Origin of the sequence: Arthrobacter sp. zg-Y916, assembly GCF_020907385.1 — a bacterium.
Lineage (GTDB): Bacteria > Actinomycetota > Actinomycetes > Actinomycetales > Micrococcaceae > Arthrobacter_B > Arthrobacter_B caoxuetaonis.
On record NZ_JAJJOD010000001.1, the window covers coordinates 122834 to 138996 of the forward strand.

The 16163-nt window shown below is 67.9% G+C and carries 18 protein-coding genes and 1 tRNA gene; 5 read left to right on the top strand and 14 right to left on the bottom strand.

The genetic code is table 11. The features are described from left to right. Positions 1-7 precede the first annotated feature (7 nt). Positions 8-1084, top strand: coding sequence for an alkene reductase (locus LOC59_RS00555; RefSeq protein WP_227916809.1), 1077 nt, complete (start codon positions 8-10; stop codon positions 1082-1084). A gap of 52 nt (positions 1085-1136) precedes the next feature. Here LOC59_RS00555 and LOC59_RS00560 read toward each other — a convergent pair whose 3' ends face one another. Next, positions 1137-2462: a DUF2254 domain-containing protein gene (locus LOC59_RS00560; protein WP_227916808.1), complete on the bottom strand. Its 1326-nt coding sequence runs from the start codon at positions 2460-2462 to the stop codon at positions 1137-1139. Between the two features lie 14 nt (positions 2463-2476). Then, the gene (locus tag LOC59_RS00565; RefSeq protein ID WP_227916807.1) at positions 2477-3196 is read right to left on the bottom strand and encodes a TetR/AcrR family transcriptional regulator C-terminal domain-containing protein; all 720 of its coding nucleotides are present in this window, start codon (positions 3194-3196) and stop codon (positions 2477-2479) included. Between the two features lie 245 nt (positions 3197-3441). On the opposite strand from LOC59_RS00565, the gene LOC59_RS00570 reads away from it, so the two are divergent. Continuing rightward, the gene (locus tag LOC59_RS00570; RefSeq protein ID WP_227895932.1) at positions 3442-3756 is read left to right on the top strand and encodes a winged helix-turn-helix domain-containing protein; all 315 of its coding nucleotides are present in this window, start codon (positions 3442-3444) and stop codon (positions 3754-3756) included. A 4-nt stretch (positions 3757-3760) separates the two neighbouring features. Here the strand turns inward: LOC59_RS00570 and LOC59_RS00575 are convergent, their stop codons facing one another. The 9 genes from LOC59_RS00575 to LOC59_RS00615 all read right to left on the bottom strand — a co-directional run bounded on the left by LOC59_RS00575 (position 3761) and on the right by LOC59_RS00615 (position 12109). After that, on the bottom strand, positions 3761-3910 hold the full coding sequence (locus LOC59_RS00575) for a hypothetical protein (RefSeq protein WP_229970145.1): 150 nt from the start codon (positions 3908-3910) through the stop codon (positions 3761-3763). A gap of 35 nt (positions 3911-3945) precedes the next feature. Further along, the gene (locus LOC59_RS00580; protein ID WP_229970148.1) at positions 3946-5622 is read right to left on the bottom strand and encodes a hypothetical protein; all 1677 of its coding nucleotides are present in this window, start codon (positions 5620-5622) and stop codon (positions 3946-3948) included. Further along, positions 5607-6371: an ABC transporter ATP-binding protein gene (locus LOC59_RS00585; protein WP_227916805.1), complete on the bottom strand. Its 765-nt coding sequence runs from the start codon at positions 6369-6371 to the stop codon at positions 5607-5609. Before LOC59_RS00585 ends, LOC59_RS00580 begins: the two co-directional genes overlap by 16 nt. 80 nt (positions 6372-6451) lie before the next feature. Next, positions 6452-8389, bottom strand: coding sequence for a heavy metal translocating P-type ATPase (locus LOC59_RS00590; RefSeq protein ID WP_227916804.1), 1938 nt, complete (start codon positions 8387-8389; stop codon positions 6452-6454). A 93-nt stretch (positions 8390-8482) separates the two neighbouring features. After that, positions 8483-9199, bottom strand: coding sequence for an IclR family transcriptional regulator (locus LOC59_RS00595; protein ID WP_229970151.1), 717 nt, complete (start codon positions 9197-9199; stop codon positions 8483-8485). Beyond that, positions 9196-10077 (bottom strand): metal ABC transporter permease, encoded by an 882-nt coding sequence (locus LOC59_RS00600; protein ID WP_229970155.1) that lies wholly within the window; start codon positions 10075-10077, stop codon positions 9196-9198. The genes LOC59_RS00595 and LOC59_RS00600 overlap by 4 nt, the downstream gene beginning before the upstream one ends. After that, entirely contained in the window at positions 10074-10859 is a 786-nt protein-coding gene (locus tag LOC59_RS00605; protein WP_229970158.1) for a metal ABC transporter ATP-binding protein, read from the bottom strand. Before LOC59_RS00605 ends, LOC59_RS00600 begins: the two co-directional genes overlap by 4 nt. Further along, positions 10856-11812 carry a metal ABC transporter substrate-binding protein gene (locus LOC59_RS00610; protein WP_229970161.1) on the bottom strand — a complete coding sequence of 319 codons (957 nt, stop codon included), beginning with the start codon at positions 11810-11812 and terminating at the stop codon, positions 10856-10858. Before LOC59_RS00610 ends, LOC59_RS00605 begins: the two co-directional genes overlap by 4 nt. Before the next feature lie 72 nt (positions 11813-11884). Then, the gene (locus LOC59_RS00615) at positions 11885-12109 is read right to left on the bottom strand and encodes a hypothetical protein (protein ID WP_229970163.1); all 225 of its coding nucleotides are present in this window, start codon (positions 12107-12109) and stop codon (positions 11885-11887) included. 182 nt (positions 12110-12291) lie between these two features. On the opposite strand from LOC59_RS00615, the gene LOC59_RS00620 reads away from it, so the two are divergent. Then, positions 12292-12813: a mycothiol transferase gene (locus LOC59_RS00620; protein ID WP_227895923.1), complete on the top strand. Its 522-nt coding sequence runs from the start codon at positions 12292-12294 to the stop codon at positions 12811-12813. Further along, on the top strand, positions 12810-13115 hold the full coding sequence (locus tag LOC59_RS00625) for a hypothetical protein (protein ID WP_227916798.1): 306 nt from the start codon (positions 12810-12812) through the stop codon (positions 13113-13115). The genes LOC59_RS00620 and LOC59_RS00625 overlap by 4 nt, the downstream gene beginning before the upstream one ends. A gap of 972 nt (positions 13116-14087) precedes the next feature. On the opposite strand, the gene LOC59_RS00630 is transcribed toward LOC59_RS00625, so the two are convergent. Beyond that, the gene (locus LOC59_RS00630; protein WP_229970166.1) at positions 14088-14495 is read right to left on the bottom strand and encodes a four-helix bundle copper-binding protein; all 408 of its coding nucleotides are present in this window, start codon (positions 14493-14495) and stop codon (positions 14088-14090) included. Positions 14496-14682: 187 nt separating this feature from the next. Between LOC59_RS00630 and LOC59_RS00635 the strand changes: the two genes are divergently transcribed. Continuing rightward, positions 14683-14755: transfer RNA gene (locus LOC59_RS00635), tRNA-Ala, on the top strand. A gap of 181 nt (positions 14756-14936) precedes the next feature. Here LOC59_RS00635 and LOC59_RS00640 read toward each other — a convergent pair. After that, complete coding sequence (locus tag LOC59_RS00640; RefSeq protein WP_227916796.1) at positions 14937-15521, bottom strand: hypothetical protein; 585 nt, start codon at positions 15519-15521, stop codon at positions 14937-14939. After that, a complete protein-coding gene (locus LOC59_RS00645; RefSeq protein WP_227895919.1) occupies positions 15518-16108 on the bottom strand; it encodes a hypothetical protein in 591 nt (196 codons plus the stop codon). Before LOC59_RS00645 ends, LOC59_RS00640 begins: the two co-directional genes overlap by 4 nt. Positions 16109-16163: the final 55 nt, after the last annotated feature.

The following is a 16163-nucleotide window of genomic DNA, read 5'->3' on the forward strand; positions in this document are numbered from 1 at the left end:
CGTCCTAGTGAACCTGTTTACCCCGCTGGCCGTCGGCACCATGGAACTGCCCAACCGGCTTGTTATGGCCCCGCTGACCCGCATGCGCGCCAACCTCGACGGCGTCCCCACCGACATCATGGTGGATTATTACCGCCAGCGCGCCTCGCTCGGCCTGATTGTCAGCGAAGGCATTTACCCGTCCTTCACCGGTCAGGGCAACACCCGGATGCCCGGCCTGGTCACCGAGGAACACGTCGCCGGCTGGAAGCGCGTCACCGACGCCGTGCATGAAGCCGGCGGGCGGATCGTCGCCCAGCTCATGCACTCCGGCCGCGTCGGCCATGAGAACGTCAGCGGCCGCCAGCCGGTAGCTCCCAGCGCCATCGCGCTCTCCGGTGAAGCACACACGTACGACGGAAAGCAGCCCTATCCGGTGCCGCATGCCCTGACCGAAGCTGAGCTGCCCGGCGTCGCCCAGGAATTCGCGTCCGCTGCCGCTAACGCCATCAAGGCAGGGTTCGACGGCGTTGAGCTGCACGGCGCCAACGGTTACCTACTGCATGAATTCCTCTCACCCGTCTCCAACACCCGCACTGATTCCTATGGCGGATCCCCGGAAAACCGGGCCCGCTTTGTCCTCGAGGCCTTCCGGGCCGTAGTCGAAGCCGTCGGTGCAGAGCGCACCGGCATCCGTATCTCCCCGGAACACAACATCCAGGACGTGCTGGAAACTGACCGCGAGGACGTGCTGGCCACTTACACGGCCCTGGTGGACGGCATAGCACTGCTGAAGCCGGCGTACCTCAGCATCCTGCACAAGGACCCGGCCGATGCCCTGGTCCAGGAGCTGCGCCGCCGCTTCGCCGGACCGGTGCTGCTGAACACCGGCTTCGGCGTGGAAACCACCCGTGAGTCCGCGCTCGCCCTGCTCGAAGAGGACCTGGCTGACGCCGTCGTCGTCGGCCGCCCTGCGCTCGCCAATCCGGACCTTGCGCGCCGCTGGCAGGAAGACCACCCGCTGAATGCGTGTGACTACGCCACCTTCTACACCGACGGCGCCGCCGGCTACACCGACTACCCGGAGCTGGCTCCGGTTTCCTAGCCGGCTTGGTGCTGGCCGGCCACAGTCAGCTCCTCGTCCTGATAACAGGGAGCTACCGGCTGTGGTCGGCCGGATCCGTTTCATCCGAGGACAGCGATTCCAGCCGTCGAAGGTCCTCCGGGTTGAGACCGGGGTGGGCGCGCAGGGATTCCAGGAGCAGGTTCATCTGCCGGTGCAGGGCTGCCGCGCGTTCGGGGTGCCCGTTGTCATTCACATGAGTGATCAGCATCCGCAGCACCCGAAGCAGCGCAGACGCCACCTCCGGCTGGTCCAGGCAGGACTGGCGCAGCTGGTCAAACGCGTGGTCGACGTACTCCTCATGATCCAGGTTCCAGGGCTGGACCAGCACCCGCCCGGAGTCATCTTTGAGTGCTTCGGGAGCCAGGTCAGTGGTCAGGATCCGGCGCAGCAGACTCCCCAGCCGCAGGGTGATTTCCACCGCGGTGGTCGGATCGTTGATGGCCGAGCTCAGGGCCCGCAGGCCGATATCCACCAGCTGCCGGATCGCGAAATCCGCATCCTGCAGCATGGTGCGCGCCTCCGCCACTTCGATCGCGCCGGCCAGTTCCTCCCGGCAGTGTTCCGGAGGTGCCGGCCAGACGGTGAATAGCGGCTCATCCGCGTGAATATAGGCGCCGATGCGGGTTTCCAGGCGGACTGTGGTGCCCGCCGGCACGGAGCGGAGCAGCCGGGAGCTGTCCGCCTGGCTCACCCAGCCGCTGACCGGGCTGGGGATGACGGCGGCGTCGGCAGGCGGGTGGAAGTCCCGCGGGTCGGCCGGCTGCAGGCCGGACGGGGCCTCGCCGAGTCCGGCCGCAACGCGGCCGCCTTCCGCGGCGATGGCACGGGCCAGGTTGCCCACCTGGAGGCCGCGCGAAAGATGGTCCAGGTGGGCAATAATGCCCACCACCGTCACCAGGGTCAGGACAACGGCGAGCGTCAGTGAGATCCGGGGAGCGTCAGCTGAGGGGTCTCCGCTCAGGCTCGGCAGAATGAGGATGCAGTAGAAGAAGGTCCCCACCAGCAGGCCGATGACGCCCTGGCTCAGGCGGTCCCGGATGAAGGACCGCATGACCCTCGGGGAGAACTGGCCGCTGGCCAGCTGCAGGCTGACCACCGTGAGCGAAAAGACCACGCCAACCGTGGTGATCATCGCCCCGGCGACGGTGGCCAACAGCCAGGTGGCAGCGTTGCTGCTCATGGCCAGCGTCAGTGGTATCCGGGCATCGTGCCCGACGGCGCGGTCCAGTGCCGCTGCGCCTACGGCCAGGGCAATGCCGGCAAGCATCAGCAGCGCCGGGAACAGGAACAGCGACTCCGCGAAACGGTAACGCAACGCTGCAATACGCAGCCTTAATGACTTCTTCTCCCGTGTCATTGCCGGAAACCTCCTTAGCTGGTCGTATCGTTCCCGGGCCGGGGCCCGCCGCCGAGTTTCTGGGCCAGCCCCGTGAGCAGGATATCCAGCCCTTCATCAAGCTCGGCAGCGCCGTCATACTCTGCCAGGACCGGCGCCAGGGACCGGAGGTGGGGGAAATCCTTCGACGGGAGCCGGTAGAGGCCAAGGCGCAGTACCGGGTCCTCTTCCTCCGGGTTCACAACGAGTTCCTGGAGTTCGTTGAGAATGTGGCCGTAGAGGAATCCGTAATAGGTCCGGTAGGCGTGCAGTGCATCCGCCGGTGCAAAGCCGGCCCGGATCAGCAGCGCCACGATCAGCTCCAGCGGCCGCAGCATTCCCAGCGGCCGCAGCCCCAGCGGGGTGGAGAGCGGCCGGGTGACCAGAAGCGGCACGGCATTGGGGTGGCGGAGCGCCAGCTGCCGTACATCATGGGCGGTGGCTCGCAGCTGACGCTGCCAGTCCGAGGCGTCCGGGTCAATGGCCAGTTCGTTCAGGACCAGTTCGGTGACTCCGTCGAGCAGCTCTGCCCGGTTGGCGGCGTAGCGGTAGAGAGCCATCGGGTCGCAGTTCAGCTCCTGGCCCAGCCGGCGCATGCTCAGAGAGTCCAGTCCGATCGAGTCCACCAGCTTCAGGGCGGTGCTGAGCACCAAATCGCGGTTCAGCCGGGGCTTTTTGTTCCCTGGACTGGACGGGATCCGCGGCGGAGCTGGCATGGACAATCCGTTCCGTTGAGGGGAAAGAGCACACCGGAACTCTATCCGTAAGGTTGCTTAGTAGGCAGTCTACAGCTAGCGTCTACGGTGTAGACCATTCCTGGCTTCCAGCTACCAGCCCCTGTGCAGCTGCCCACCGCCGATTCCTCCGTCCGCGCATGATGACCCGCCCAGGGCGCAGCGGCACTCGATCCATTCCCGGGCCCCAACGCATCACCCACGCACAACCTTCAGAGCTGAGAATCATGGACATCCACAAGCAGCAGGTTCGCCAATTCCTCGACGAATGCACCGTCCGGGACCTCGATGACAGTGCCGTACTTCCCGCCGCGGACCTCTATGGCATGTACATCATCTGGTGTGAGAAGACCGGCAGCACCTCCGTGGCTGCTCCGATTTTCTCCCGCCTGGTCCGCGGGGACGGGTTGGAAGGGGACATCCGCCACCGCGTGCGTGTGTTCAAGGGCGTGGCCGCAACCGGCGCCATCCCCATCCAGTACATCCTGGAAACCGACAAGGGTCCGGGGCCCAACAGTTTGCTTGCCGGGCTGCAACCCTGACCTGTCAGCCGCTGCCCTGGACGGCCGGGGCGGCTTCGGGCACTGCATTTCCCGCAGCACGCCTCCGCACCTGAAGTGCCATCCGGGTCAGCGCTGCGCCAAGCAGCATCATGCCGATGCTGGTGAGCCAGCCCCACGGTTCCGGCAAGTACATGGCCAGGAACCAGACACGCACGTCGGTGTTGCCGGTCAGCTTGAGAACCGCCGGAACCAGTCCCTGCGCAATGCCGGCCCGGCAATCCAGCCAAGAAGTACCAGTGTGCTTTCCCGCCCGGTGAGTTCCGGCTCCTGGGTAGGGCCGGCGGTTTTGGCCGGTGCGGCATGCCGGGTACGCATCAGCTGCAGGAGTTCCGGGCCGGTCCGGACAAGCCGGGCGGCAGCCAGCCGGCCCAGCCCCCAGGCCAGCAGGACCCCGGTGGACGCACCAGCCAGCACCCCGGCCCACTGCAGTGCAGCCGATCCCGTCAGCGTTCCCGCCAGCACAACCGCCAACCCCGGCAGCGGAGGGACGAACGCCGCGAAGAACACGGCGAATGCCGGCCCAACGCCCTCCGTTCCCTCCACCGGGTTCTCGGCCCGATCGGTGGCATCGGGTCCTGGAACGGGCGCTGCCACGGAGGTCCAGGCGATCAGCCCGGCACCCCCGCCAACCGCTCCTGCCACCCCCGCCAGCGCCCACGGCCACGCCCAGTCCAGCCCGGACCAGGCCGTACCGGCAACGGTGGCCAGCAGCGACACGGGACCAAACAGGGCCAGGTACGCCCACTGCCGGCCCCGCACGTCCGCCCGTTCAGTGCCGCTTTGCAGGGCCAGCCACACCCCGGTGCCGTCGAAGCCGTACAGGTTGGCGCACATGCTCGCGCCCATGACCGCAATAAGCGTCCCGGCCCAGGGCAGCAGGTCAGCCGACCCGTAGGTCAGCGGCAGCACAGCGGTGAGCAGGCCCCATGCCAGCGGGGTGGTCACGGCTGCCAGCCGGGACGGATCACGGACCCAGCTGCGCAGTTCCTTCTGCAGCACGGCTGCGGCCGGCAGGATCATGCTGCGCGGTGTGCGGCGGCCGGCGGAACCGCGGACCAGCGCCCGGGCGCCGCGGGCCTCGCCCAGGGTGGTGCTCCACAGGATCAGCAGGACCGCGCCCAGGACCAGCATCCCCGTGACAGCGGCCACCGTCTGTGCCCAGTTTCCCGCGCCCGCCGATTCCACCGCGGCGAGGGCCCACCCCGACGGCGCCCACCGCAGGGCCGCTGATATGCCCGCCGGAAAGCCCTGCTCCAGCAGGCCGGAAGCGGCCAGCCCGACGAACAGCATCCAGCCCGATTGGGTCAGCACCAGCACGACGGCGAGCAGCAGCCCGTTCAGTGCCGCCCCGCTGCGGGCCCGGGCCAGCCGGCCAAAGACCACGTAGGCTACCCGGGACATCAGCACCAGCAGGCACATCTGGAGTGCGGCCAGCGGCAGGGACAGGAGCGCGGGAAACACTCCCAGGCGAACGGCATAGACCACCAGGCTGGTGAAAAGCACCCCGGTCACGGCGCTGGACAGACCGAAGAACCCGGCGACCAGGAGCCCGGCCGCTAGCCTGCGCCGCTGCAGCGGGAGCATTGCCAGGTAGGACGGCCGCAGCAGCGGCGCGGGGGAGAGCACCGGTCCCACCAGCCAGCCGATCAGCCAGCTGAGATAGGCAACGCCGAGCAGATCGGGAACCAGCGACGCCGGTTGCAGCGGCAGCGCCGCGAGGACCACCACCCCCACGGCCAGGGCCCCGCCCACGACGACCCCGCACCATTTCCAAACGGCACCGCCACCGGCAGCCGCCGCGTTGCGGGCCAGCGCCAGCCGCATCCGGATCAGTTCCCCAACCACGGCAGCCCTTCGGAACTGCCAGCTCCGCTCTCGACCAGGCCGGTGAAAGCCTCTTCCAGGGTTCCGTTCCCGCGGACCAGGTCCAGCGGTCCGCTGGCAACAATGGTGCCCTGCGACATCACCGCCACCGAGTCGCAGAGCTGTTCGACCAACGGCATCACATGGCTGGAGAGCACCACGGCGCCGCCCCTCGCCACGTACCGTGTCAGGATCCGCCGCAGGACCAGCGAGGACACAGGATCCACCGCTTCGAAAGGCTCGTCGAGGACCAATACCCGCGGGTTGTGCAGCAGAGCAGTGGCAAGCCCGATCTTCTTGCGCATGCCGGTGGAATAGTCCACCACGAGCGTGCGCTCCTCGCCCAGCAGGTCCATCACGGCCAGCAGTTCCTGGGTCCGGGCATCCACCGTGTCCGGGGCCAGCCCGCGCAGCCGGCCCATGAACGTCAGGACTTCCCGGCCGGTGAGGAACTCGGGCATCGCGAGGGAATCGGGCAGGACTCCCAGGTCCCGCTTGGCCTGCACGCTGTCGCTCCAAACATCGGTACCCAGCACAGCGGAGGTTCCGGCATCGGGGCGGAGCAGGCCCACAGCCATGGACAGGAGCGTCGTCTTGCCTGCTCCGTTGGGCCCGACGATCCCGTAGAAGGCTCCGGCCGGAACGTCCAGGCTCACGCGGTCCACCGAGACTTTCGCGCCGAAAGCCTTATGCAGTCCGCGGAGGGAGAGCGCCGCCGTCGTCGGCTGCACTGAACTAGGCCACCGGCCGATTGGGTGTGCTCACGCTTTCAGCCTCCTTTGGCTGCCGTCGGCGCCGGGGAAAGGCCCTGCTAGACGGACCCGGGGATCGGCGCTGAAGCCACCGTAGCGGGTTTGCCCGCACGCCGGAACAGGGTTTTGCCGTGCAGTGCCCGCAGGGCGTTCAGGATGGTGGCCAGGTCCACCAGTTCCTGGGTTAGGGCACCGGCAACGGCCGGGATGAACCCGAAGGCGGCCACCAGCATCAGGACCAGGCTCAGGGCAATGCCCAGCCAGATGCTGCCCAGCGCTACCCGCAGGGTCCGCTTGCTGATGTCCATGGCCGTGGCGACCTTGGAGATGTCATCGGCAACGATCACTGCGTCCGCAGACTCACTGGCCGCGGTCGAACCGCGCGCACCCATGGCGATTCCGACGTCGGCCGCCGCCAGCACCGGGGCATCGTTGACGCCGTCGCCCACCATGATGACCGGCCGCAGCTCGAGGGCGGCTACGGCGTTGACCTTGTCCTCCGGCAGCAGCTCCGCGTGCACATCGGAGATGCCGACGGCGGCGGCGATGCTGTTGGCAGTCGCCTGTCCGTCTCCGGTCAGCATCACGGTTTCGCGGATGCCCAGGCTGCGCAGCCGGGCCAGGGTGGCGGCAGCGTTCGGGCGGGCGGTGTCGCTGAGGATCAGGCTGCCGGCAAACCGGCCGTCCACGCTGAGGTAGACCACCATCTGGCCGGGGGAGAGGTCCACGCTTCCGGCAGACGGGTCCACTTCCTCAATGAACCGGCGCTTGCCCACCCGGACGGTTTGGCCGTGAATGAGGGCCTCGACGCCGTTGGTTGCCACTTCCTGTGCGGTGTCCGCCGGGGAAACGGGCAGGCCGCGCTCCTCCGCAGCGGCCAGCACGGAGGCGGCCAGGACGTGGGAGGAGTACTGCTCCGCGGACGCAGCCAGCCCCAGCAGCTCATCCTCGCTGAAACCCGGCTGCGCATTCACGGACACCAGTTCCGGGCGGCCGTACGTCAGGGTGCCGGTCTTGTCGAAGGCCGCGGTCCTGGCGGTGGCGAGCTGTTCCAGCGTGGCGCCGCCCTTGACGATGATGCCGTGCCGTGCCGAACGGCTCATGCCGCCCATGAAGGCGACCGGCGCGGCAATCAGCAGCGGGCAGGGCGTGGCCAGGACCAGCACTTCAGCGAACCGCACCGGGTCGCCGGAAACCGCCCAGGCAATTCCTGCGATCAGCAGGGAGACAAGAGTGAAGGGAATCGCGAACCGGTCCGCGAGCCGGACCACCGGAGCCCTGGACGCCGCAGCGTCCCGGACCAGGGCGACGATCCGCTGGTACTGGCTGTCCGCCGTCGTCGCGGTGGCCCGGATCCGGACCGCCTGCGTGCCGTTGACCGAACCGCTCATCACCGCTTCTCCCGCGGTGCGGGCAACCGGAATGGACTCACCGGTCAGGGACGACTCGTCGAAGGACGCGGCTGCTGAGAGCAGCACGCCGTCAACGGGGACCACTTCGGAGGGTTTGATGAGCAGGGTCTCGCCCACGCAGACCTCGGTGGCGGGAATGTCCTCAGGCAGCTCGGTGCGCCCCGGCTTCGGTGTTCCGCCGGTGTCAGCGTCGTCGGGCAGCCGGTGCGCGATCTGCGGCGCGCGGTCCAGCAGTGCGTCGAGTTCTCCCTTGGCCCGCCCGGCGGCGTAGTCCTCCAGTGCCTCTCCTCCGGAGAGCATCAGGACGATGATCAGCGAAGCAAGGTACTCACCCACGGCGACGGTGGCCAGCATAGCGATGACAGCCAGGATATCCAGGCCGTAGTGGCCGCGCTTGATGTCACGGACCATCCCGACGCCGGTCACCGCCACGATTCCCAGCGTGTACAGGCTGGCGATCCACTGCGCGGGGCCTGCGGCACCGGCCCCCCACAGCATGAGGACGGCGGCGAGTACCACTACTGTCGACGCCACCACCGGATAGGTCCGGACTGCCTTCTGAAAGGACACACGGTTAAGGGCCATGCTTTCGTTTTAGGCTCCTTTGGCGCCGGTTGCCAGCAAGAGAAACCTTGCCTAACCGCGCAGGCTCCGGAGTTTTCCCCCGGAACGCGGGCCCTAGTGCAGCTGCGCCTCGATCTGGCGGACACTTTCAATGAGCCGGGCGCCGATGCCGGCATCGTCCTTGCCGGGACCGAAGTACACCACGGACAGCGACGCCGGCAGCTGGCCGGGAACCTGGACCGGAACCGCGACGGACCCGACCCCCTCGATGACTTCGCTGTGGCTGGTCGCGTAGCCGCGCTGGCGGGCCAGCTTCGCTTCCTCGCGGTAGGGCTGTCCGGGAGCGAGCCGGTTCCAGTGCTCCTCCGAGACGGCGGACTGGATGGCGATGCCCGGCGCACCGGCGGTGAACGAGTGCCGGGTGCCGGGGCGCTGGACGAGCGCGGTGCGGCTGTGCCGGGGCTCGACGGTGACCAGGGTGACGCAGTCGTGCTGGTCCCAGACCGCGATGAACGCAGTCATGGCGAGCTCGTTTGCCAGGACGGTGAGTTCCGGCAGGGAAGCAGACTGGAGGTCGCGGGACACACCCCGGGCCAGCGCGGCGAGTCCGGGCGCAGCGGAAACCCGGCCGGCGTCGTCGCGCATTACGAGCGAATGCGCTTCGAGCGTCCGCAGGATCCGGTACGCGATGGAGCGGTGCACGCCCAGGCCCACCGACAGGTCGGCAATGCTCAGCGGAGTTTCGGCCTCAGCCAGCAGTTCCAGCGCCTGGATGCCGCGGGAGAGGGTCTGGGACTGGGATCCGGAACCCGGCGACGCAGCAGAAGTCATGCGCCAATCATAGGGGTTTGCCGTGCGGCGCGGACCCGGCGGCGTGCGGCAAGTCCGCGTCCAAGAACGCCCTGACGTGGGCTAAAGAGGTAGGCCAGGGTGAATACGGCGCCCTGGGCGAGCACCACCATGGGGCCCGTCGCAGTGTCCAGGTAGTAGCTCGCGTAGACGCCCGAGACGGCACAGCCCGCCGCAATTGCGGGTGCGATCCAGAGCATGGCGGAAAACCTGTCGGTCAGCAGGTATGCCGCCGCGCCGGGGATGATCAGCATGGCCACCACCAGGATCACGCCAACGGCCTGAAGCGCGACGACGGCGGTCAGCGCCAGCAGGCCCAGCAGTGCCGCTCCGAGCAGCCGGGGATTGAGCCCGACGGCGTGGGCATGGGTCCGGTCGAAGGCGTAGAGGGTGAAGTCGCGCCGCTTGAAGAGCAGGACGCCCAGGGTCAGCGCGGCGAGGACGGCGACCTGCAGCAGGTCCGCGGAGCTGACGCCGAGCAGGTTGCCGAAGATGATGTGGTTCAGGTCCGTGTGGCTGGGGGTCACGGAGATCAGCACGAGGCCGGCGGCGAACAGCGTGGTGAACACGATTCCGATCGCCGCGTCCTCCTTCACCCGGCTGGTGTCCCGGACGAGGCCGATCAGCCCGACAGCCAGGAACCCGAAAACCACTGCGCCCAGGGCGAAAGGCGCTCCCACCAGGTACGCGAGGACGACGCCGGGCAGCACGGCATGGGAGACGGCGTCGCCCATCAGCGACCAGCCGATCAGGACGAGCCAGCAGGAGAGGACACCACAGACCACCGAGGCAATGACGGCGGTGGCCAGGGCGCGGACCATGAAGTCGTAGGCGAGGGGTTCGGTGAGCAGCTCGATCATGGCCGGGCGCCTTCCGGGAGGCCGGCAACTTCGGGCGCGCTGGCCGGTGTGCCGCCGTCGGGCATGTCCAGGCCGAAGGCGCGCGCCAGCTGTTCGGGACGCAGCACTTCCTGCGGGCTGCCGTGCGCCAGGACGCGCCGCATCAGCAGGGCCGCCTCGTCAGCGAGCTGGGGCAGGGCATGCAGGTCATGGGTGGAGACCAGGATGGTCCTTCCGGCTGAGGCCAGCTCCCGCAGCAGTGCGGTGATGGTCGCCTCGGAGCGCTTGTCGACGCCGGCGAACGGCTCATCAAGCAACATCATCGACGCGCCCTGGGCGATGCCGCGGGCTACGAAGGCGCGTTTCTTCTGGCCGCCGGAGAGCCGTCCGATCTGCCGGTCCGCCACGTCAGTAAGTTCCACCCGTTCCAGTGCCTCGGAAACGGCGTTGCGGTCCGCCGGACGGGGACGGCGGGCGGGGCCCATATGGCCGTAGCGGCCGGTCATCACCACATCCCGCACGCTGAGCGGAAACGACCAGTCGACTTCCTCGCTCTGCGGAACGTAGGTAACCAGCCCGGATTTGCGGGCCTTGGCGGGAGGCAGTCCGCTGATCCGGATTGTTCCGGAGACCGGCTTCACAAGGCCCATCAGGGACTTGAAGAGGGTCGACTTGCCGGAGCCGTTCATGCCGATCAGGCCGCAGACCCGCCCGGGCGCCACCGCGAGGCTGACCTCGTCGAGGGCCGTGACGTCGTCGTACCTGACCGTCACCGAGTCCAGTTCCAGGGCCCAGGTGCTCATTGTGCGTCCGCCCCCGTCAGGCCCGCGAGAATGGTTTCAGTGTCGTGGCGGATCAGGTCGAGGTACGTGGGCACGGGGCCGCCTTCTTCGGAGAGGGAATCGACATAGAGCACGCCGCCGAACTCCGTGTCCGTGGCTTCGACGACCTGCTGCATGGGAGCGTCGGAGACCGTGGACTCGCAGAAGACTGCCGGCACATTGTTTTCCCTGACGAATTCGATCGTCGCGGTGATCTGCTGCGGGGTGGCCTGCCGTTCGGCATTGACGGCCCAGATGTAGCGTTCAGTGAGTCCGGCGTCGCGCGCCAGATAGGAGAACGCGCCCTCGCAGGTGACCAGCGCCCGCTGGTTTTCCGGCAGCGCCCCGAGCCCGGTCACCAGCTGGTCGTGGACGTCCTGGAGTTCTTCCTTGTAGGCCGCGGCATTGGCCCGGAAAGCGTCGGCGTTCTCCGGGTCGAGCTCGGCGAAGGCATCGGCCATGTTGTCCACGTAGGCCTGCGCGTTGAGCGGGGACATCCAGGCGTGCGGATTCGGCAGTCCTTCGTAGGCGTCTTCCGCGATGCTGATTGGCTCCACGCCCTCGCTGACCATGACGCGGCGAACGTCCAGGTCTGCGGTGAACTGCTCGAACCAGGCTTCCAGGAACATGCCGTTATCCAGGATGAGGTCGGCGTTGGACGCGCGGCGGATGTCTCCCGGGGTTGGCTCGTAGCCGTGGATTTCGGCGCCCGCCTTCGTGATCGACTCGACGCTCAGGTGTTCCCCTGCCACGTTCGAGGCCAGGTCTGCGAGCACAGTGAAGGTGGTCAGGACTACGGGTTTGTCTTCCGCGCCGGCACTGCTGTCGCTGCTGCCATCAGCGTCCGCGGAACCGGAACAGGCTGAGAGGACGATCAGGAGGGCAGCGCCGGTGGCCAGGCGTCGCAGTCGGGGCGGAAACGTCGTCGTCTTCATGCCTGAAACATAACTTCGGCAAGGCGCGTGAAACAAGTTCGGGTCACCGAACTTTCTGCGCGGCACGGGTTTTCAGGGGTAACGGCGCCGGCTCAGCAGCCCGGATGCGAGGAGGAACAGGCCGCCGGCCAGCGGCCACCAGAGATACATGGAGATAGTCCCGCCCAGAAAAGCAGTGACCAGGACCGTGAGCATTACGGCGGAAACCAGCAGCATCCCCGCCACGATCCGGGCCCGGCCCCGATGCGGAGGAGGGATGGGCGGAAGCCAGGCGGGACGTTCATCGATCCACTCCATTCGGCCAGTTTAGGACCGGGTCCATCGCCTGTAACCGGGCACCGGTCTTTTCTTTCAGGCTGCCGCACAGAAGCCGGCGGACCCTTCCCCTTTCGGCAGGCTGCGCGGGATGGCACCATGGCGGGCAGGCCCACCTGCGGCGGCGGACGCCGTCGTGATCCGTCGATGACAGGGGAGACCTTATGGAAGCCAGCGACCTGCTAGTTGACGCCTTTGGGCGGCTGCCGCAAACCGTGAACCGGGTGCTCACCGGGCTGGACGCGGACCAGCTGAACCACCGGCCGTACCCCGACGGCAACTCGATTGCCTGGCTCATCTGGCACCTGGCCAGGGTTGAGGACGCCCAGGTCTCCGACGTCGCGGGACACCAGCAGGTGTGGACCGCCGAAGGCTGGGCGGATCGTGTGGGTCTTCCGCTCGCAGTCGAGGACACAGGGTACGGGCACACTTCCGAGGAAGTTGCCAGGGTCCGGGTGCAGTCCGGCGAAGTGCTCCAGGGATATTACGACGCCGTCAGCGCCCGGACCATCGCGTTTGTCTCGGGGCTTGGCCCGTCCGACCTGGACCGCGTGGTGGATACGTCCTGGGATCCGCCCGTCACCCTCGGCGTCCGGCTGGTCAGTTCGCTGGCGGACTGCCTGGAGCACGCCGGACAGGCTGCGTACATCCGCGGGATGCTGGCTTCGGGCGGCGGTGCCTCGTGAATATCGTGGAGAAGCTGGCCGAATCCTTCCGCTCGGTGTCCGTCCAGCGGGCCTACGGCGAGCCGGTGCAGGTGGGCGGGGAAACCCTGGTGCCGGTGGCGCTGGTGCAGGCCGGGTTCGGCGGCGGGGGAGATGCCGACGGTGACGGCGGCGGAGGCGGCGGGGGCCTGGTGCTGCCGCTCGGGGTGTATGCCGGGCGTGACGGCGGTCCGGCGGTGTTCCGTCCGAACCCGATCGCCCTGCTGGGCGTGGCCACGCCGATTGTCTGGATTATCGGGCGGGTGCTGCGCTCGCGGGGTTAGCTGTTGGGGTGCGGGTGCGGGTGCGGGTGCGGGTGCGGGTGCGGGTGCGGCGGGTGTGGGTGCGGGGTGCGGGTTGGGGGTGCGGGTTGGGGGTGCGGGTGCGGGTTCCGCTGCGCCGCAGCCCGGAGCGTTCTTGCCTTGCCGGATCCACTCTGCCCCCGCCGGGCAGGACCATCGGTGGCACCCGGGACCGGGCGCCACCCGGCGCCCGCCGGCACCCGGCACCCGGCGCCCGGCGCCCGCCGGCGCCCGGGACCTCAACCGGAGGCGTTGTGCCCGTCTGGACCCGCCGGCGCCCGGGACCTCAACCGGAGGCGTTGCGCCCCCGGAGCCCGTGACCTCAACCGGAGGCGTTGTGCCCGTCTGGACCCGCCGGCGCCCGGGACCTCAACCGGAGGCGTTGTGCCCCCGGAGCCCGTGACCTCAACCGGAGGCGTTGTGCCCGTCTGGACCCGCCGGCGCCCGGGACCTCAACCGGAGGCGTTGTGCCCCCGGAGCCCGTGGCGTCCCGCTGGTTTTGCTGCGTTCCGGGACTTTTCGGCCGTGTAGGGAAAATGCTGCGTGGCGCAGTACGCGGAAACTCCCTCCGCGACGAGTTCTTCCCAAACTGCAGTAAATCTTGTCCCAGGTCGGTGGTTTTTTCCCACAGTGCAGCGAACCCAGTCCCAAGATGCAGCGATTCCGACAAAACGCAGCGAATCCCGGGTCGGCGCTGCGTGGTTTCCCACACCTCGTTACGGGAGTGGCCAATGGGGTCACACAGGGTTACAGGGGTAACGAGGGCTGGGAAAGCTCACGGAAGAGCTGTTTTGGCATAGGGAGGTCCTCAGGGCAGTACACCTTTCAGGCAAAGAATGAACTCTCGGCCGGTTGGTCCCAGGCCAAGGCCGCCCGCCGTCCTGGCCCCAGCCGCCGTGGCATCCGCCGGAAGGAGCTTCCTGGCGGGCCAGCCGGAACCACACCAAACGCCAGCTAGGAGCCAATCGTCAGGAGCAGGGCATCGCAGGCGGCGGCGCAGCGGTGGCAGGCCTCGGCACAGATGCGGCAGTGGTCATGGGCGGACGCATGCTGCTCGCACTCCTCCGCGCAGCGGCGGCAGGCAGCGGCGCAGGCCCGGACGAGGTCCGCAGCCGAGGCATAGCCCATGCCGGCACGGGCCAGGACCCGGCCGGTGGTCGAACAGATTTCTGCACAGTCCAGGTCGGCCCGGATGCAGCTGACCATATCGCCGAGCATGTCCTCGCTCAGGCAGGCATCGGCACAGGCTGTACAGGTCTGGACACAGTCAAAACAAGTTTCGATGCAGGCGGCGAGTGCATCCATGTCTACATTCGAGTTCCCGGCCGGGTGGGAAGTCAGCATGTCTTTGATCAGGCTCATCTTCTGCTCCTTAGGTGTTCGACGACAGGTAGCCGGGAACGCGGCGGAACCCGGCCGTGCGTTGTGCGAGCCTAGCCACGCCACCAGCGGGCCTCAACCGGACGCCTGCATTTTGCCCGCAGACTGTTCGCGTGCCTAGAATCGGCGTAGCCTAACAAGGCCGGTCATCCGGCACGATGCAGGACCCGGGGCTTTAGCTCAGTTGGTAGAGCGTTTCGTTCGCAATGAAAAGGTCAGGGGTTCGATTCCCCTAAGCTCCACACCCAAAAAGGCCCGCCCTCAAGCGGGCCTTTTCCATGTGGCGGCTCCTCGTGAATCGCAGCCCTTCGCCGCCGGCACCCGCCGTCCAGCCCTTCGCGGCCGGCACCGGCCGTCCGGCAGTCCCGCGCCGCTGGCACCCGGCGTCCGGCGGCCCCGCAGCTTGGCTCCCCACATCCCGCCCTAAGCCGAGTCCCGCCCCTGGCGGTAACCGCGGCGGACTTCCGCGATCGCCCGGGCAATGTTGGGGTCGCGGCCCGACGCCGTCATGACGGTATCGAAATCGGCCAGGCCCACATCCCCGTAGCGGCAGGTCACCTCGATCTCGGTGCGCCTGGCGCTGTGCGGCCGCATCGGCTGGCCGGCCATGGCAGTGTGCCCGGCAAGGGCGGCACGGCCGGTCCGGACCATGCGAACTTCGCCGCCGACGTCGTCCCGGAAACGGAACGCCTTGCCCTTGCGAGCGGTCATCAGTGCCCGCCACTGCTCGCGCTGCACCTTGGGAGCGTCCGGGAAATACTGTGCGACGGCGTCGTTCAGTGCCGCTGTCTCGGTTTCCTCCCTGCGGGGGCGAAGTATCAGCCGCTCCCGCACGATGAGCAGAGGGTAGACAATCAGCAAGGCGGCAAGGAGGACGGCGATCACGTTGAAGCCACCAAAAATGACGAAGGCCGCAGCCACAAAAACCATGCGGCTGACGGCCTTCTCGGAATACGACCGGGGCGGGGTGAACGGAACACCTACACGAACGCTGGACTCTGAACTCATGCCCATCCGCCTTTCAGTTCTGCCAGGGCTTCTGCTTCCCGCGCCAGCCGGGTGGCCTCACGGAGTTCTTCATCGAATGAGCTGGAGGGCCCGGGGAGGGCAGCTGGAGGTCCGCCCAATCCGTCCAGCCTTGCCTTGCTCTGTTCAACAGTGACGGCTAGACGGAGCTGGGCCTGCGCCTTGACCAGATCGGAAATCAGCTCCTGGACCCGTTCCCTGCGGGAACGCACGTCGTCCAGGTGTGATGCAGCGAGTTCCTGCCTGTCGTGGGCGAGGCTGTGCATCCTGCGGGCTGTTCCAGCGAGGGTAAGGACTGAGGTGGATGGCTCTGAGGTTCCGGACATAACCGTCTCCACTGCTTCATGGCGCAGCCGGTAGGCCTCAGCCACAGAGGCGAAGTGCGCTGCTGCCTCGGTTGCGACCCGTTCCTGCTCGTCCAGCATTCGGCCCGTAGCCTGGGCGGAACTCATGGCAGCACTCAGCCGTGCATGGATTTCTTCATGGTTGCCGCGCGTTGGCGGCGGTGTCCTGAGCCGCCCGCCCGCGGACTTCCGCAGGCGGCGCAGATCGTGGAGTAATCGAGCCATGATTCTCCTCGGCCGGGGTGGTCCGGGCATCCAGTGTGCAGGAGTCTAGCAGTGG

Excerpts from the sequence above, each read along its gene's own strand:
- LOC59_RS00560 (WP_227916808.1), bottom strand. The coding sequence starts at position 2,462 with ATGACACGGGAGAAGAAGTCATTAAGGCTGCGTATTGCAGCGTTGCGT.
- LOC59_RS00565 (WP_227916807.1), bottom strand. The coding sequence starts at position 3,196 with ATGCCAGCTCCGCCGCGGATCCCGTCCAGTCCAGGGAACAAAAAGCCC.
- LOC59_RS00570 (WP_227895932.1), top strand. The coding sequence starts at position 3,442 with ATGGACATCCACAAGCAGCAGGTTCGCCAATTCCTCGACGAATGCACC.
- LOC59_RS00575 (WP_229970145.1), bottom strand. The coding sequence starts at position 3,910 with ATGTACTTGCCGGAACCGTGGGGCTGGCTCACCAGCATCGGCATGATG.
- LOC59_RS00590 (WP_227916804.1), bottom strand. The coding sequence starts at position 8,389 with ATGGCCCTTAACCGTGTGTCCTTTCAGAAGGCAGTCCGGACCTATCCG.
- LOC59_RS00595 (WP_229970151.1), bottom strand. The coding sequence starts at position 9,199 with ATGACTTCTGCTGCGTCGCCGGGTTCCGGATCCCAGTCCCAGACCCTC.
- LOC59_RS00600 (WP_229970155.1), bottom strand. The coding sequence starts at position 10,077 with ATGATCGAGCTGCTCACCGAACCCCTCGCCTACGACTTCATGGTCCGC.
- LOC59_RS00605 (WP_229970158.1), bottom strand. The coding sequence starts at position 10,859 with ATGAGCACCTGGGCCCTGGAACTGGACTCGGTGACGGTCAGGTACGAC.
- LOC59_RS00610 (WP_229970161.1), bottom strand. The coding sequence starts at position 11,812 with ATGAAGACGACGACGTTTCCGCCCCGACTGCGACGCCTGGCCACCGGC.
- LOC59_RS00615 (WP_229970163.1), bottom strand. The coding sequence starts at position 12,109 with ATGGAGTGGATCGATGAACGTCCCGCCTGGCTTCCGCCCATCCCTCCT.
- LOC59_RS00620 (WP_227895923.1), top strand. The coding sequence starts at position 12,292 with ATGGAAGCCAGCGACCTGCTAGTTGACGCCTTTGGGCGGCTGCCGCAA.
- LOC59_RS00630 (WP_229970166.1), bottom strand. The coding sequence starts at position 14,495 with ATGAGCCTGATCAAAGACATGCTGACTTCCCACCCGGCCGGGAACTCG.
- LOC59_RS00640 (WP_227916796.1), bottom strand. The coding sequence starts at position 15,521 with ATGAGTTCAGAGTCCAGCGTTCGTGTAGGTGTTCCGTTCACCCCGCCC.
- LOC59_RS00645 (WP_227895919.1), bottom strand. The coding sequence starts at position 16,108 with ATGGCTCGATTACTCCACGATCTGCGCCGCCTGCGGAAGTCCGCGGGC.